15 protein-coding genes are annotated in these 14,944 nt (G+C 72.8%); 8 read left to right on the top strand and 7 right to left on the bottom strand.

The features are described from left to right. The first annotated feature begins 114 nt into the window (after positions 1–114). Together ACGFYY_RS08620 and ACGFYY_RS08615 are read left to right on the top strand one after the other, a co-directional pair. Positions 115–1,728 (top strand): ATP-binding protein, encoded by a 1,614-nt coding sequence (locus ACGFYY_RS08620; protein ID WP_393708003.1) that lies wholly within the window; start codon positions 115–117, stop codon positions 1,726–1,728. After that, a complete protein-coding gene (locus ACGFYY_RS08615; RefSeq protein WP_393707740.1) occupies positions 1,725–2,429 on the top strand; it encodes a response regulator in 705 nt (234 codons plus the stop codon). The genes ACGFYY_RS08620 and ACGFYY_RS08615 overlap by 4 nt, the downstream gene beginning before the upstream one ends. On the opposite strand, the gene ACGFYY_RS08610 is transcribed toward ACGFYY_RS08615, so the two are convergent. After that, positions 2,384–3,232 (bottom strand): tyrosinase family protein, encoded by an 849-nt coding sequence (locus ACGFYY_RS08610; protein WP_393707739.1) that lies wholly within the window; start codon positions 3,230–3,232, stop codon positions 2,384–2,386. The two genes, ACGFYY_RS08615 and ACGFYY_RS08610, sit on opposite strands and share 46 nt — an antisense overlap. Continuing rightward, positions 3,229–3,615 carry a tyrosinase cofactor gene (locus tag ACGFYY_RS08605; RefSeq protein WP_030761119.1) on the bottom strand — a complete coding sequence of 129 codons (387 nt, stop codon included), beginning with the start codon at positions 3,613–3,615 and terminating at the stop codon, positions 3,229–3,231. The genes ACGFYY_RS08610 and ACGFYY_RS08605 overlap by 4 nt, the downstream gene beginning before the upstream one ends. A 437-nt stretch (positions 3,616–4,052) precedes the next feature. Between ACGFYY_RS08605 and ACGFYY_RS08600 the strand changes: the two genes are divergently transcribed. Continuing rightward, entirely contained in the window at positions 4,053–4,649 is a 597-nt protein-coding gene (locus ACGFYY_RS08600) for a hypothetical protein (protein WP_393707738.1), read from the top strand. A 103-nt stretch (positions 4,650–4,752) separates the two neighbouring features. Here ACGFYY_RS08600 and ACGFYY_RS08595 read toward each other — a convergent pair whose 3' ends face one another. Next, entirely contained in the window at positions 4,753–5,103 is a 351-nt protein-coding gene (locus ACGFYY_RS08595) for a hypothetical protein (RefSeq protein ID WP_393707737.1), read from the bottom strand. A 22-nt stretch (positions 5,104–5,125) separates the two neighbouring features. On the opposite strand from ACGFYY_RS08595, the gene ACGFYY_RS08590 reads away from it, so the two are divergent. From ACGFYY_RS08590 to ACGFYY_RS08580, 3 genes are all read left to right on the top strand, one after another. Then, positions 5,126–5,488 (top strand): hypothetical protein, encoded by a 363-nt coding sequence (locus ACGFYY_RS08590; protein WP_393707736.1) that lies wholly within the window; start codon positions 5,126–5,128, stop codon positions 5,486–5,488. A gap of 126 nt (positions 5,489–5,614) precedes the next feature. Continuing rightward, positions 5,615–7,006, top strand: coding sequence for a glutamate decarboxylase (locus ACGFYY_RS08585; protein WP_393707735.1), 1,392 nt, complete (start codon positions 5,615–5,617; stop codon positions 7,004–7,006). A gap of 44 nt (positions 7,007–7,050) precedes the next feature. Then, positions 7,051–7,914, top strand: coding sequence for an RNA polymerase sigma-70 factor (locus ACGFYY_RS08580; RefSeq protein WP_393707734.1), 864 nt, complete (start codon positions 7,051–7,053; stop codon positions 7,912–7,914). Between the two features lie 25 nt (positions 7,915–7,939). Here ACGFYY_RS08580 and ACGFYY_RS08575 read toward each other — a convergent pair whose 3' ends face one another. Together ACGFYY_RS08575 and ACGFYY_RS08570 are read right to left on the bottom strand one after the other, a co-directional pair. Then, the gene (locus ACGFYY_RS08575) at positions 7,940–9,589 is read right to left on the bottom strand and encodes a sigma-70 family RNA polymerase sigma factor (RefSeq protein WP_393707733.1); all 1,650 of its coding nucleotides are present in this window, start codon (positions 9,587–9,589) and stop codon (positions 7,940–7,942) included. Between the two features lie 125 nt (positions 9,590–9,714). Continuing rightward, a complete protein-coding gene (locus ACGFYY_RS08570; RefSeq protein ID WP_365267120.1) occupies positions 9,715–10,494 on the bottom strand; it encodes an IclR family transcriptional regulator in 780 nt (259 codons plus the stop codon). Positions 10,495–10,604: 110 nt separating this feature from the next. Between ACGFYY_RS08570 and ACGFYY_RS08565 the strand changes: the two genes are divergently transcribed. Further along, positions 10,605–11,282 carry a bifunctional 4-hydroxy-2-oxoglutarate aldolase/2-dehydro-3-deoxy-phosphogluconate aldolase gene (locus ACGFYY_RS08565; RefSeq protein WP_393707732.1) on the top strand — a complete coding sequence of 226 codons (678 nt, stop codon included), beginning with the start codon at positions 10,605–10,607 and terminating at the stop codon, positions 11,280–11,282. A gap of 2 nt (positions 11,283–11,284) precedes the next feature. Further along, on the top strand, positions 11,285–12,289 hold the full coding sequence (locus tag ACGFYY_RS08560) for a PfkB family carbohydrate kinase (protein WP_393707731.1): 1,005 nt from the start codon (positions 11,285–11,287) through the stop codon (positions 12,287–12,289). Here the strand turns inward: ACGFYY_RS08560 and ACGFYY_RS08555 are convergent. Further along, positions 12,216–13,448, bottom strand: a complete 1,233-nt coding sequence (locus ACGFYY_RS08555; RefSeq protein ID WP_393707730.1) for a serpin family protein — start codon at positions 13,446–13,448, stop codon at positions 12,216–12,218. The genes ACGFYY_RS08560 and ACGFYY_RS08555 overlap by 74 nt on opposite strands. Positions 13,449–13,567: 119 nt before the next feature. Then, positions 13,568–14,896, bottom strand: a complete 1,329-nt coding sequence (locus ACGFYY_RS08550; protein WP_393707729.1) for a glycoside hydrolase family 18 protein — start codon at positions 14,894–14,896, stop codon at positions 13,568–13,570. Positions 14,897–14,944: the final 48 nt, after the last annotated feature.

The following is a 14,944-nucleotide window of genomic DNA, read 5'->3' as shown; positions in this document are numbered from 1 at the left end:
AGGGCTGTGACCCCGGTCACCCTTACGTTCATTGAGTTCACGACCCGGGGCACACTGAGCGCCATGTTCCGCTTCCCCCGCCCGCCGCGCAGCCTCGCCGGCCAGCTCTTCGCCATGCAGGTGCTGCTGGTCGCCGTGGTCGTCGCGGGCTGCGCCGTCTTCGCGTACGCCACCGCACGGGGCCAGGCCGAGGAGGCCGCCCGCCGCCAGGCCGGGGCCGTGGCCCGCGCGGTCGCCGACTCCCCGTCCGTACGGGAGGCCGTACGGGGAGCGGCGGGCGGGACCGACCCGTCCGCCCTGCTCCAGCCCTATGCGGAGCAGGTCCGCGCGGACTCCGGGGTGGCCTTCGTGACGATCATGTCCCCGGAAGGGCGCCGCTGGACCCATCCGGACCCGCGTCGGATCGGCGAGCCGTTCATGGGCAACACCGCCCCCGCGCTGCGCGGCGAGACCTTCAGCGAGACGTACACCGGCACCCTCGGCCCCTCCATCCGCGTGGTCACCCCGCTCACGGACGAGGGCCGGGTCATCGGCCTGGTCAGCGCGGGGATCACCGTCCGCGCCATCAGCGACCGGCTCGCCACGCAGCTCTCCGCCCTCGCCTGGGTCGCGGGCGGCGCGCTGGCCCTGGGCGGCGTGGGCACGTACGTCGTCAACGCGAGGCTGCGCCGTCACACTCATGGCATGAACGCGGCAGAGCTCAGCCGGATGTACGACTACCACCAGGCGGCCCTGCACGGGGTCCGCGAGGGACTGCTGATGCTCGACGGGCAGCGGCGGATCACCTTGATCAACGACGCCGGACGCGAACTGCTGGCTCTGCCGGGTGAGGTCACCGGCACCAAGGTCGCCGACCTCGGGCTGCCGGCCCCGCTCACCGGGGCGCTGCTCGCGGACCGGCCCCGGGTGGACGAGGTCCACCTGACCGCGGACCGCGTCCTGGTGGTCAACAGCTCGCCGGTCGCGGGCGGCGGCCGCCGGGGCACCGTGGTCACCCTGCGCGACCACACCGAACTGCAATCACTGACCGGCGAGTTGGACCACGAGCGGGGCTTCACCCAGGCGCTGCGCTCCCAGGCCCATGAAGCGGCCAACCGGCTGCACACCGTGGTCTCGCTCATCGAGCTCGGTCGCGCGGACGAGGCCGTCGACTTCGCCACCGCCGAACTGGAACTCGCCCAGGCACTCACCGACGAAGTGGTCACGGCGGTGGGGGAGCCGGTGCTGGTGGCGCTGCTTCTGGGCAAGGCGGCCCAGGCGCACGAGCGCGGCGTCGAACTGGTCGTCACCGCCGACAGCCGCAGTCTCGCCGAAGGGGGCGGGCTGCCGCCGGCCCGGGACCTGGTCACCGTGCTCGGCAATCTCATCGACAACGCGGTCGACGCGCTCACCGCCGTACCGGGGGCCCGGATCGCGGTGACGCTGCGGCCCGAGCCGGACGAGCTGCTGCTGCGGGTCGCGGACAACGGACCCGGGCTGCCCGAAGGGGTGGACGTGTTCCGCCGGGGCTGGTCCGGCAAAGGCGAGGGCCGCGGCCTGGGCCTCGCCCTGGTCCGGCAGGTCGCGGAGCGCTACGGCGGCGCCGTGGTCGCGGCCCAGGGACCGGGCGGGGGAGCGGAGTTCACGGTCCGCCTGCCGATCACGTCCGCGTCCGAGCCCGCGCCCGCCGCGGCGCCGGCGGCTCCGGCGGCTCCGGCGGGCCCGGCGGGCCCGGGAGGCCCCCGATGAGCGGCGGCGAGGTGCGCGTGCTGATCGTCGAGGACGACCCGGTGGCCGCCGACGCGCACGCGCTCTACATCGGACGGGTGCCCGGCTTCACCGCCGCCGGAGCCGTGCACTCGCTCGCCGAGGCCACCCGCTTCCTGGAGCGGACCCCTGTCGACCTGCTGCTCCTGGACCTCGGACTGCCGGACGGGCACGGCCTGCGTTTCGCGCGCGGGCTGCGTGCCGCCGGACATCCGGTCGACGTGATCGTGGTGACCTCCGCGCGGGACCTGGCCGTGGTCCGCGAGAGCGTCTCCCTCGGCGTGGTCCAGTACGTCCTGAAGCCGTTCGCCTTCCCCACGCTGCGCGAACGGCTCCTGCGCTACGCCGAGTTCCGCCAGACAGCGGGCGAGGCGGTCGGCCAGGACGACGTCGACCGGGCGATGGCCGCGCTCCGCGCACCCCGCCCGGCCGAGCTCCCCAAGGGGCTGAGCGGACCGACCCTGGACCGGGTCGCCGCCCTGCTGCGGTCGGCGCCCGAGGGTCTGACCGCGGCGGCGGCGGCCGAGGCGGCGGGGATCTCCCGGATCACCGCCCGCCGTTACCTGGAGCACCTGGTGGACACCGGCCGCGCGGACCGCACCCCCCGGTACGGCCAGGTCGGCCGCCCCGAACTGCACTACCGCTGGCTGGCGGCGGCGACCGGTTCGGTGTCGAAGGTGTAGAACTTCCGGTGATCCAGCATGTCCGCCGGGGTCACGTTGTTCCAGGGCCGCATGGTGTCGTTCAGGTCGACGACGTTCTGCGTGCCCGCCGCCGGAAGGTACGTGGACTGGGGGTGCTTGGCCTGCCACTCGGCCCACAGCTTGTCGATGAAGGCGTGGTGCATCCAGAACACCGGGTCGTTCGGGGAGACGCCGGTGGACATCTGCCCGCCGACCCACACGTGCACCCGGTTGTGCAGGTTGGCGCCGCGCCAGCCCTCCAGGTGGTTGCGGAACCCGTTGGAGGAGCTGTTCCAGGGGGCCATGTCGTAGACCGGCATGGCGAGTACGGCGTCCACCTCGGCCTTGGTCGGCAGCTGGGCGACGGACGTGCCGAGATCGCGGCGCAGGTAGGCACGCCCGTCCACGCGGACGTTTATGTTCCACTTGCCCGTCGAGTACGCGAACCCACCGTCCATGACCTGCCCGTCGCGGGCCCGTCCGGTGCCGCCGAGGAAGTCGGGGGCCCAGAGGGAGGCGCGGGAGGTCCGGTCCACCGTCCAGTCCCAGTACGGGAGCGCGAGGTTCGCGTCCACTTTCTGCAGTGCCTCCTCGAACTCCAGGAGGAAGCGTCTGTGCCACGGCAGGAAGGAGGGGGAGCGGTGGCCGACGCGGTCGCCCGAGTCGGTGTCGCTCATGATGAAGCCGTTGTGGGTGGTGACGAAACGGTCGTAGCTGCCGTTCCGCTTGAGCTCCTGCAGGGCCGAGACGAAGGCGCGCTTCTCCTCGGTGGTCAGCGTGGCCTGGTTCTTGCGTACGGTCATGCCGCACCTCCGAAGGGAACGAGGGCGGCGCCCTGGAGATCGCGGACCGCGGCACGGGCGAGGAGCTTCGGGTCGGCGAAGGTCTCGTAGTGGTTGATGACGCTGATCCAGGTGCCATCGGCGTTGCGCATGATGTGCAGTTCCCGGCCGTCTATTCGGACGGTGGGCTGGCCGGGCGAGTGGTGGCCGCCGTGGTGGCCACCACCGCCGGCGGTGATCTGGATACGACGGCCCTTGTAGACCTCGTCGACCGTGCCCGGGGTGGTGGGCTCGGTGGGGGTCGCGGCGGCGTTCGTGGCGCCCGCGGCAGCGGCGGTCAGACCGAGAGCGGTGAGGGCACCGGCTGTTGCCCCCAAGGCCTGACGGCGAGTGATCTTCTTCATGGCCGAAGAGGTATCAGGGCTCCGGAGAGGCATGGCCTGTATCCGGACATGCGCGGATAAGTTTCCGGTAGAACAAGTTGGATGATCTTCCCGTTCGGCGCTACTTCGGGGCCTCGAACGGGAAGATCTATTGCGTGAACTCTACTCGACAGTAATTTCTTCTGGGTGAGGGGGTCGCTATGCGCGGCGTCACACTGCAGAGTCGGCCGGAAGCAGAGCGTCAGACCCGCTCCAGGGGGCGGTGCGGCGTGCCGAAAGCGGCCGCGCGGCGTGGTGACCGTACCCTCCTCCACTCATCCCGCCCCTGTCGTACGCGAGACCACACCAGGCCCTCCGTCGAGGAGATCGTCGCCGCTGTGCCCGGACTCGCACCGTATGCCCTGCCGGCCGTGGTACTGGCACCCGCACCGGGGGAGCCGGCCGTCCATCAGAGTTCTGTGGGTGGACCGTTGCTCTGGCCGGCCGACGAGGCTTGGCCGTACTGCGACGTCCCGGACGAGAAGTCCGATCCCGGGACGCCGGCGACCGCCATGGTGGCGGTGGCGCAGGTGTACCGGAAGAACGCGCCGGGCGACTGGTGGCCCGAGGACAAGGACGTGTTTCAGCTCCTGTGGTGCCCCGATGTGCACTGGGATCCGCCGGCTCCGCACGCCGACGTCAGCCCGATCGCGGAGATCCGCCGGCGCAGCAGCGCGGAGGTGAGGCGCGTACTCACCTCGCCCCCATCACCGGTTCGGCAGGAGGACCCGGACTACGGATACAGCCCGGACCCGTGCACGCTCGCCCCCGTGCCCCTCGTCGACTCTCCCTACCCGCAGGCCCTGCCGGACGGAGAACTCCTCAAGTCCGTGCAGGAGTACGTGGGGGCGACCGGAGACGGAGGCGATGTCATCACCCAGGTGGCCGGGATCAAGTTCGGCAAGTGGCCCACGTGGCATCTGACGGAGCCTTACGACATCCCGTGCCTGACCTGTGGCGCCCCCTGCCACCTGATGTTCACCGTGGCCAGTGACCAACCACCGGGATCACGGTAGGGAGATGCGGCGACTTCCGGTTCTTTGCCTGTCCGGCCGGGGAAGGGCATGGGTACGTCTTCGACCAGCACTGATCCACCCTGCCCGGGAGCCGCTCATGCCCTCACGGGTCCAGTTCGGGCAGCGGCTCGGAGGGGTTCGGGGAGCGGCGTTCCTCGAGCCGGAAGAGGTAGAGCCGCAGGTCGGTTTCAAGGCCGCCGTCGAGGTAGGTGAGGAGCTCGCTCAGCCCGGTGGCCGCCTCCTGGCGATATGCGTCAGGGTGACCCGACCAGGCGGCCCTGAGATCGATGGCCCAGGCGCGCAGTCGGGCTCGCTCGCGCCACCAGGTGCGGACGGGGTCGGTGGTCCAGTGTCGATCCCCGTCCCAGCCGTAGCCGGCGAGCGGGTCGGTCCAGGCGGCGTGGAGCAGGCGGTCGACCTCGACGGCGTTCCTGGGTTGGCGGTAGACGAACAACGCCTTCCGTATCCCGGGCGAGATGTCTCCCGCGAGCGCACAGGACGCCCGGCGGGAGGCCGACCGCGTCGAGCCCGTCCTCAAGCGTCTCTGGGAGGCCGGGGCGTGGGATCCGGGAAGCGTACGTGCCGCCCTGCTCGACGTCGGTTTCCAGGAGGAGCGGTTCGGGCCGATGGGGGAGTGGCTCGGCGGAACGCTCGGCGTGCGGGGCATGGAGCCGCGCATCGAGACGGATCACTACGTCACCCCGGAAGGCGCGGCGGTCGGTGTCCGCGTCCATGACGACGCCTGCGTCACCGCCTTCGTGCAACAGACCGACTACGAGGTGAAGACCAACGGCCCGTACCCCGAGGGTGGCTGCTTCGAACCGCGCGCCGGTCACTGAGGGCGAGGTGCGGCCCTCAGGATCGGCGTGGTGGTTCGTCGTATCCGCTGCGCGGCGGCCGCCGCAGGGACGGAGCACAAGGCCGTCCTGCCCGGTAATGCCAGTTTTTGCGCCTATAGTTCCGATATGGCTCTTCATGAGACGAAGGACGTACGCGCCCAGGACGCCGACACGGACGTGTTCGCGTCCACGCTGAGCGGCCAGATCCTCCCCAAGTACAAGATCCCTGAGGACCACTCTCCCACCGAGGTCGTCTACGAACTGCTCCGCAACGAGCTGCTCCTGGACGGCAATGCGGCCCAGAACCTCGCCACCTTCTGCACCACCTGGTCGGACGAGGGCGTGCACCGCCTGATGAACGTCTGCCTCGACAAGAACATGATCGACAAGGACGAGTACCCGCAGACCGCCGAGATCGAGTCCCGCTGCGTCAACATCCTGGCCGATCTGTGGAACGCCCCCGCGGGCGCCACCGCTGCCGGCTGTTCCACCACCGGCTCCAGCGAGGCCGCCATGCTCGGTGGACTCGCCCTCAAATGGCGCTGGCGCGAGCGCCGCCGTGCCGCCGGACTGCCCACCGACCGCCCCAACCTGGTGTGCGGCCCGGTCCAGATCTGCTGGGAGAAGTTCGCCCGCTACTTCGACGTCGAACTGCGTCAGGTTCCGGTCGAGGCCGACGCCACCGGTCTCCAGGCCCACCAGCTCGCCGAGTACGTCGACGAGAACACCATCGGCGTCGTCGCCATCCTCGGGGTCACCTACACCTGCGACTACGAGCCCGTCGCCGAGATCGCCGCCGAGCTCGACCGGATCCAGGCCGAGCACGGCTGGGACATCCCCGTCCACGTGGACGCCGCGAGCGGCGGGTTCGTGGCGCCCTTCCTCCACCAGGACGTGGTGTGGGACTTCCGGCTGGAGCGCGTCGCCTCGATCAACACCTCCGGCCACAAGTACGGACTCGCGCCGCTGGGGGTGGGCTGGATCATCTGGCGCACCGCCGACCTGCTCCCCGCCGACCTCGTCTTCAAGGTGGACTACCTCGGCGGCGACATGCCGACCTTCGCCCTCAACTTCTCCCGCCCCGGCGGCGAGATCATCGCGCAGTACTACCTGTTCCTCCGCCTGGGCCGGGCCGGCTACCGGCGCGTCCAGGAGGCCTGCGCCGACACCGCCCAGTACCTCGCCCGGCAGATCGCCGACATGGGCCCCTTCACCCTCCTCTACGACGGACAGGGCGCCCTGCCCGCCGTCTCCTACAAGCTCACCGACCCGGACGCCACCCCGTTCAGCCTCTACGACCTCTCCGACCGGCTGCGCATGCGCGGCTGGCAGGTGCCCTCGTACCCGCTGCCCGCCGACCGCGACGACACGGTCATCCAACGCGTCCTCGTCCGGCACGGCGTGACCCGAGACCAGATGGCCCTCCTCGTCACCGACCTGCGCGCGGCCGTGGAACACCTGACGGCCACGCCCCCGCCCGTACCGGCCGCCGAGCCGCGGTCCGGCTTCCACCACTGACCCCGCCTTGATCATCCGGCTCGCCGGATGACACCGTGGCGATCATGAGTGAGGAATTCGAGGAACATCGGCGACTGCTGTTCGGCACGGCCTACCGCATGCTGGGCAGTGTCGCCGACGCCGAGGACATCGTGCAGGACGCCTGGCTCGCCTGGCACCGAACCGATCACACGGCCGTCGAGAACCCCAGGGCCTACCTGGTGCGCACCGTCACCAATCTGAGCCTCAACCGGCTCAGGTCGGCGCAGGTCGTCCGCGAGGCGTACGTCGGGCCCTGGCTGCCCGAACCCCTCATCACCTCGCCCGACATCGCCGAGGAGGCCGAACTCGCCGACACCGTCTCGATGGCGGTCCTCGTCGTACTGGAGACCCTGACTCCGACCGAGCGCGCGGTCTTCATGCTCCGCGAGGTGTTCGGGTACTCCCACACCGAGATCGCGGAGGTCGTCGGGAAGTCCGAGGCGAGCGTCCGCCAGTCCGCGCACCGGGCCCGCGAACACGTCCGGGCCCGCCGCCCCCGCTTCACCGCCAAGGCGGCCGAGCAGCGCGAGATCGTCGAGAAGTTCCGGCAGGCCTGCCTCGGCGGGGACCTCGGCGAGGTCCTCACGGTCCTCGCCCCCGACGTCGTCTCCTGGGCCGACGGCGGCGGCATCGTCACCGCCGCCCGCCGGCCGCTGCACGGAGCCGACCACGTCGCCCGCTGGTGGCTCGGCGTCATGGCCAAGTCCGAGGCCCGTGAAGGGGTGCTGCGCCTCGCCGAGATCAACGGCGAGCCGGGCCTGCTGCTCGTCCACCAGGGTGTGACCGTCGGCGCCATGACCTTCGAGGCCACCGACGGCCGGATCACCGCACTGCGCGTCAGCGTCAACCCGGAGAAGCTACGGGGCCTGCGGCCCGAGGCCCCGTAGCTCCTCCGGGCCGCGCGACCGTGCCCTACCGCGCGCCGAAGTTCTGGGTCCACCAGGGGCCGCCCGAGCCCTGGTGGATGCCCACCCCGATGTCCTTGAACGAGCAGTTGAGGATGTTCGCCTTGTGGCCCGGGCTCTTCATCCAGGAGTCCATGACCGACTGGGCCGTCTGCTGGCCCCGCGCGATGTTCTCCCCGTACGTCGACCAGCGGTAGCCGGCCGCGGTCGTCCGGTCGCCCGGGTCCTTGCCGTCCGGGCTGGTGTGGTCGAAATAGTCCCGGGCAGCCATGTCGTCGGAGTGCCCCTGAGCGGCCGTACGAAGCTGCGGATCCTCCTTGAGGGGGCCGCAGCCGGCCGCTGCCCGCTCGCTGTTGACCAGGGCTACGACCTGGCCGGCGATCCCCGACGGCGGCGCGGGGGCCGGCTTGGCCGGTGAGGCCTTCGGGGTCGGGGACTTGCTCTTGGACTGCGTCGGGCTGGGGCTCGCCGACGGGCTCGGCGAGGCGGATGCCGACGGGGAGGGCGAGGGGGAGGCGGAGGGCGAGGCCGACTCCGAGGGCAGAGCGGGCGACTCGGTCGCCGAGAGCGCGGCCAGCGGGGTCGCGGCCGGGGAGGCGCCGTCCTTCGTGTCGCCGGAACCGGGCAGCCCCCCGAGGTACACGAGTCCGCCGCCCGCGACACAGGCGGCGAGCACCGCACCGCCGACCACCCGGCGGCGGCTCTGGCGGCGCTTGCGCAGCGCGCCCCGGCCACCGCCGCCCATGTCGGCCACCGGGGTGAGCTGGGTCGCCGCGTCGTCGAAGCCGCCCCCGTCGAAGCCCCCGCCCCCGAAGCCCCCGTCGACACCCTCGGCGAAGGCGACGCTCGCGGGGGCGAAGCCGGCCGCCCCGGCCGTCTTCATCCCCGCCAGCAGAGCCGCGGAGACGGGGACCAGGGCCAGACCGGCGAGCAACCCCTCCGCCGGAACGAGTCCGCTCCACAGACCGGAGCAACGTACGCATTCACGGGCGTGCCGGGCTATTCGCTTGCGCCACAGCGCCGAGGGCTCCCCGTCCCAGCCGCCCATCACGGTCCGCAGCTCCTCGCACGCCGGGTGCGTGTCCAGCGCGCGCTCCACCACACGGGCCGACTCCAGCTGCGCCTTCATCCGCTGCACCCGCACCGCCGTGTGCTGCGGGGTCAGTTCCAGCGCGCCCGCCACCTCCGCCCGGGTCAGCTCCCCGGCGCACTCCAGCCACCACAGGGACAGCAGTGCCCGGTCCTCGGGCTCCAGCCAGCGGGTGGCGCGGGCCGTCTCGCGCCGCTGCCCGGCGAGCTGCAGGCGGGCGACGGTCAGGTCGACGAAGTCGGCACCCGGGTCGGCGACATCGCTCGCGTCCTCGAGGGTGCTCTCACCGAAACCGCTCTGCCGGGCCTGCCAGTGCGCCCGTACGCGGTTCATCGCGATCGCCACCAGCCAGGACCGGAAGCTCTCGTCCACCCGCAGGCCGCCCAGCCCGTCGAGCGCCCGCAGCATCGTGTCCTGCACCACGTCGTCCACGTCGCAGGACCCGTTCAGGGCCCGCCCGACGATGTTGTACACGAGCGGGAGATGGGCGCTGACGAGCTCGTCCTGCGCGCGGGGGTCACCCGCGCGGGCCGCTGCCACGAGCGCTGCGGTGTGCTGACTAGTCATGTGATGTTCCCTGTCCGTACCGGCGGTCGATGATGCCCGATACATGGGAGACCGTCGACGGGGGCGTCGATAACAGTTATCCGGAAGAATTTTTGCGAAGCGTTCTCGCGGCCCTTCCACCGGGGTCACAGCAGCGGAGCCAGCGCCTCCGCGGCCGTGCGCAGGGCCGGTGCGTACGCCTCGATCTCCTCGCGGGACACCAGGAAGGTGACGGTGGTGACGCTGACCCCGCCGACCGGACGGCCCGTCGGACCGAGGATCGCCGCGCCGACACAACGGATGGTCGGCTCGTTCTCCTCGTCGTCGACGGCGAAGCCCTGGGCGCGGACCGCCGCCAGTTGGGCGTGCAGGGCCCGTGCGGTCGTGAGGGTGTGCGGCGTCCGGCGCGGCAGCCCGGTCGCGTCGATCAGTTCCCGTACCTCCTCGGCGGGCAGCAGGGCCAGGATGCTCTTCCCGATCGCGGTCGTGTGCAGCGGCATCCGCATGCCGACGCGGGAGGCCGTCCGGAAGGGCTGCTCCTCGCTCTCCAGCTTGCGGATGTAGGTGATGGTCCGCCCGCTGTGCAGGGCCAGATGGACCGTCTGGCCGGTGGCCCGCCGCAGTTCGCCGAGGATGCGTCCGATGCTCGCCGGTTCCCCGGCGTCGACCAGGGCGGACAGCCCGCGCAGCCGCGGACCCACCCCGTACCGACTGTCGGCCTCCTGGCGTACGAAGCCCTGCTCGACCAGCGAGGCCAGGATGCGGAAGGCGCTCGACTTGGGCACGGCGGCCGCCGCCGTCACATCGGCGAGGCGATGCGGGCCGCCGGGCGCGGCCACCGCCTCCAGCACGCGCAGGGACTTCTCCAAGGCGGTGCCGGCGGCGGAGGTCCGCCCCGCGCGCCCGCCCGCCGCCGCCTCATCCATTGACACGAGCGCTCCTCGCGTGGGTAGGGTCTGGACCGTATGGTGCCGCGACACGGTACGCCGTTCCACTACGTGGAACAAGCGCGTGGAGCCTAGGGGAGGGTCCTCCGTTGCCCGATCGCCCGTCCGATCACCTGACCGATCGCCTGCCCGATCATCCGTACGCGGTGCTGGCCGCCCAGCGCGTGCTCCCCGTGCTGCGCGAGGCCGATGCCGCCGAGGCGGTTCGCCGCGCCACCGCCCTGCTCGCCGCCGGCTGCCGTGCGGTCGAACTCACCACCTCCACCCCCGGCTGGGCCGGGGCCGTTGCCCGTACCGCCCCGCTGAGCGACGTCCACGGCCGTCCGGCGCTCATCGGCGTCGGCACGGTCACCACCACCGCGCAGGCGGAGACCGCCCTGGACGCGGGCGCCGCCTTCCTGGTCTCCCCATACCCGGCCCCCGAGGTCCGCGCCGTGGCCGTACGCCGCGCAGCCGTGTTCATCGAGGGCGGGTTCACCCCCGGTGAGATCGCCGCCGCCGTCCGGGCCGCCGGAGCGGCCAAGGTCTTCCCGGCGCACGTGGGCGGCCCCGGGTTCGTCCGCTCGCTCAGGGCCGTCCTGCCCGGCGCGGTGATCGTCCCGACCGGCGGCATCCGGCCCGCCGAGGTCCCCGACTGGCTCGCGGCCGGCGCCACGGCGGTGGGCATCGGCGGCGGACTACCGACCGATCCGGACCAACTGGCCGCCGTGTTCGCCGCAGCGGCCCCGCCGTGCGACGCGCCCCACGACGCTGCCGGGGAGCGCTGACCGTGCCCCGCGGAGAGGCTCCGCGCTACGACGTCCTCGTCCTCGGCGAGGTCCTGGTCGAGATCCACGCGGACACCGCCCTGCGCGAGGCCGTCGACGGCACCCGGGCCCGTATCTCCTACTCCGGGGACGCCCTCAACGCGGCGGCCGCCGCGGCCGCGGCAGGCGCCCGCACCGCCCTGCTCGCCGTGGTCGGCGACGACGAACTCACCGGCCCGCTGCTCCGCCGGGCCGCCGAACTCGGCGTGGACGTCTCCCATGTCCGCCGCGCCCCGCACCCCAACGGTGCCTACCTGCTGTCCGCCGACACCGACGGCGACCGCGCGTTCGTCTACTGGCGCACCCGCAGCGCCGGTTCCACCCTCGCGCCCCACCACGTCGCGTCCTGGCGCGCGCTGCTGACCGACTGCGGTGCGCTCGTGACCAGCGGCGTCACCGGCGCCCTGTCGTCGAGCAGCCGCGCCGCCGTACTGGCCGCGGCCCGCCTCGTGCACGGGGCGGGCGGGCACCTGACCTACGACCCCAACTTCCGCTCCCGCCTGACCGGCCCGGCCGAGGCCCGCGAGCTGCTGGCCCGGATCGCGCCGCTGACCGGCCTGCTCAAGACCTCATGCCCGGCCGACGCGTCGGCCCTGCTCGACACCGCCGACCCGCGCACCGCCGCGGCCCGCTGCCGCGGGCTCGGCGCCCGTACGGTCGCGGTCACCGCGGGCGCCGACCGGATGTTGCTGGACGACGGCACGCGGGCGGAGTACCACCCCGTGCCCGTCGACCCCGAGCCGGTGGACGCGACCGGTGCGGGGGACTGCTTCACCGGCACGACCACCGCCCGCCTCGTCCTCGGCGACACCCTCACGGACGCCGTGGCGTACGGCATGGCCGCCGCCTCCCTCTCGGTCTCCGGTCGCGGCGGCACCGGGCACGTCCCCGACTTCACCGAGACGGCGGCGTTGGCCGCCTCGCATCGGCGGACCGGTCCGCCTCGACCGCCGGGTCCGGATCGGTGACCCAGCCCGCGGCGAGGACCAGCCGCGAGTCCCGGTGGACGGCCACGAACCCGAACGGACGGTCGAAGCGGACCTCCGCCCGGCGGACCCGGTGCCGCACGCGGGGCGGCGCGCCCCCGCCCGGCCGTGCCGCGACGGCGGTGACGGCCGCGGCCTCGTACCCCGTCGCGTGGAATCGGGCCATCGCGGACTGCCGGGCCGAACCGACGGCGAGTGGCTCGGAGCTGATACCGGGGAAGTGTTCGAAGTTCTCGTCGCGGGCGGTGTCCAGCCCGAACAGGGGGGCGTGGTCGAGCAGGTCGTGTTCGGCGAACAGGGAGAAGGCCACGGTACGGACCTGAAGCAGGTCGACCGGGAAGGGCGCATCCACGGTGCGGGTGGTCAGCCCGGGGCCCGGGGTGCCGTCGGGGAGTTCGCCGACCGGCAGGGACGGGACGGCGCCGGTGACGGCGGCGAGCCCGGTCTCCAGCACCGGGCCCGACGGTGTTCCCGGCTCGCCGAGCAGCAGGTGCACGTCCACGTCCTCGGTGCCGGCGACCTCCAGCACGGTGACGGCCCCGGCCGGGCCGTGGGCCACCCGGACCTCGTCCGGCGCGCGCGTGGTCCGGGACAGCCGTCGCAGCGGCCGCCTCGCCCACGGGCCTTCGGCCACCGCGACGGGTGCCTCCTGGAAGGGCTCGGTCCACCGCACCCGGAGCGCGAGCGCCGAGGCCAGGACCAGGCGGGTGTCCTCGGGCCACGACACCGGCACCCGCTCGATCAGCCCGCCCGTCCGCTCCGCCGCCCAGGCGTCCAGCACCTTCGCGTCGGTGCCGGGCACACCGCTCAGGGTGCCCCGGGCGTCCGGCGGCAGCTTCGCCGACCAGACCTCGTCCAGGGGGACCTCGGTCCTGGCCCACAGTCCCGTCGCCGCCCGTAGTCCGCGTACGTCGGCCAGCGCGGCCAGCAGTTCCCGCGCCGCACCGGCCGCGGCCTCGGCGGGTATGTCCAGCGCCTCCGCCAGCTCGGCGCGGGCCGGACCGCCCGCGCCGTCGGCGAGCAGGGCGAGCAGCGGCCACACCCCGGACGCGGCGAGGACCGTCCCCGAGTCCCGTACGGGGGCCTGGGCGGCCCAGCGTGTCGTGAGGCGGTTGACCGCCCGTACCGTCTCGTTCTTCATGCGGGGAGCGTAAGCGGTGGGGCGGGGGGGGGGGGGGGGGGGGTTGTGGGGGGGGGGGGGGGGGGGGGGGGGGGGGGGGGGGGGGGGGGGGGGGGGGGGGGGGGCCCCCGCGGCCGGGGTCAGCGGCCGCGCAGGCCCCGGTCGACGGCCGTCATCAGCTCGCCGTCCGAGGTGTCCGCGTCGAGCGACCAGAACATCGCGCCCCCGAGGCCGTGTTCACGGATGTACCCGGTCTTGGCGCGGAGCACCTGGGGGTCGTCGTACGTCCACAGGGTGGTGCCGTCGAAGAGCCAGGCGTGGCCGCCGCGCCGGTCCCGGTGGATCGTGTAGGTGCCGGACGCGGCCAACTTCCGCAGCTCCTTGTAGTCCTCGTACCCGGCGGCCCAGGTGGCCGGCGCCGGGCCCGTGGCCGGCTGCCCCATGCCGTCCCCGCCCCCACTGACGCCGGTCCAGCCCTGGCCGTAGAACGGCATGCCCATCACGAGCTTGTGCGCGGGGGCGCCGCGCCGGAGCCAGGCGTCCACCGTGCCGTCGACGCTGAAGTCGCCCCGGGCGCGGAGCGCGGACTGCTGGGCGGTCCTCGGCTCGCCCGAGACGTGGAAGTCGTAGCCCTGGAGGGTCACGAAGTCGAGGTCGCGCATGATCCGACGGACGTCGAAGCCCGCGTCGATCTTGGCGGGGGCGGTCGGGACGAAGGCACTGAGCTCGTACGTGGTCTTCCGCTTCTGGCTCCGCGCGTACGCGTCGAGCTGGGTGCGGAATTCCTTGACGAGCGCCGTGAAGTTCTGTTTGTCCTCGGGGCGGTACTTCGTGTCGGTGTCACCCGCGGAGCCGGGCCATTCCCAGTCGAGGTCGATCCCGTCGAACACGCCGGCGGCCGCCCCGGCGCCGCCGCGGGCGCCGTCCTGCGGCAGATTGCCCTTGATGTAGAGGTCGATGCAGGACTCGACGAAGGCCTTGCGGGAGGCCGGTGTGAGCGCGGCGTCCGAGAAGTGCGTGGACCAGCTCCAGCCGCCGAGCGAGATCAGCACCTTCAGGCCGGGGTGCTTGGCCTTGAGCTCGCGCAGCTGGTTGAAGTTGCCGGCGAGCGGCTGCTCGCCGGTGTCGGCCACCCCGTCGACGGAGTTCGCCGCGTCGAGCGGCCGTACGTAGTCGGCCCATGCGTCGGCCTCGCCGGGAACGTTACCGGTGAAGCACCGGCCTTGCGGACTGACGTTGCCGAAGGCGTAGTTGATGTGGGTGAGCTTGCCGGCGGAGCCGTTCGCCTCCAGGTCCTGGACCTGGAAGTCCCGCCCGTAGACGCCCCATTGGGTGAAGTAGCCGACCTTCTTGTACGAACGATCGTGGCCGCCGCCGTCGGCCTGCGCGACGGCGGCGGGCGCGAAGGCGGTCAGCAGGGAGAGGGAGCAGGCGGCGACGGCCAGCCTGCCGAGCATGCTGCGGCGCATGGGCTTCCTTTGCGGATGCGGGGAGCGGGGCGTGTGCGCGTGCGCTGT

The sequence above is a fragment of the Streptomyces sp. NPDC048331 genome (assembly GCF_043201215.1).
Taxonomy (GTDB): Bacteria; Actinomycetota; Actinomycetes; order Streptomycetales; family Streptomycetaceae; genus Streptomyces.
Note: the sequence above shows the minus strand (reverse complement) of the source record. Positions and strands in the feature narration are given on the sequence as shown.

What these genes read in the sequence shown, in the direction of transcription:
- ACGFYY_RS08620 (WP_393708003.1), top strand. Translation starts at nt 115, where the DNA reads ATGCAGGTGCTGCTGGTCGCCGTGGTCGTCGCGGGCTGCGCCGTCTTC.
- ACGFYY_RS08615 (WP_393707740.1), top strand. Translation starts at nt 1,725, where the DNA reads ATGAGCGGCGGCGAGGTGCGCGTGCTGATCGTCGAGGACGACCCGGTG.
- ACGFYY_RS08610 (WP_393707739.1), bottom strand. Translation starts at nt 3,232, where the DNA reads ATGACCGTACGCAAGAACCAGGCCACGCTGACCACCGAGGAGAAGCGC.
- ACGFYY_RS08605 (WP_030761119.1), bottom strand. Translation starts at nt 3,615, where the DNA reads ATGAAGAAGATCACTCGCCGTCAGGCCTTGGGGGCAACAGCCGGTGCC.
- ACGFYY_RS08590 (WP_393707736.1), top strand. Translation starts at nt 5,126, where the DNA reads ATGTCTCCCGCGAGCGCACAGGACGCCCGGCGGGAGGCCGACCGCGTC.
- ACGFYY_RS08585 (WP_393707735.1), top strand. Translation starts at nt 5,615, where the DNA reads ATGGCTCTTCATGAGACGAAGGACGTACGCGCCCAGGACGCCGACACG.
- ACGFYY_RS08580 (WP_393707734.1), top strand. Translation starts at nt 7,051, where the DNA reads ATGAGTGAGGAATTCGAGGAACATCGGCGACTGCTGTTCGGCACGGCC.
- ACGFYY_RS08575 (WP_393707733.1), bottom strand. Translation starts at nt 9,589, where the DNA reads ATGACTAGTCAGCACACCGCAGCGCTCGTGGCAGCGGCCCGCGCGGGT.
- ACGFYY_RS08570 (WP_365267120.1), bottom strand. Translation starts at nt 10,494, where the DNA reads ATGGATGAGGCGGCGGCGGGCGGGCGCGCGGGGCGGACCTCCGCCGCC.
- ACGFYY_RS08555 (WP_393707730.1), bottom strand. Translation starts at nt 13,448, where the DNA reads ATGAAGAACGAGACGGTACGGGCGGTCAACCGCCTCACGACACGCTGG.
- ACGFYY_RS08550 (WP_393707729.1), bottom strand. Translation starts at nt 14,896, where the DNA reads ATGCGCCGCAGCATGCTCGGCAGGCTGGCCGTCGCCGCCTGCTCCCTC.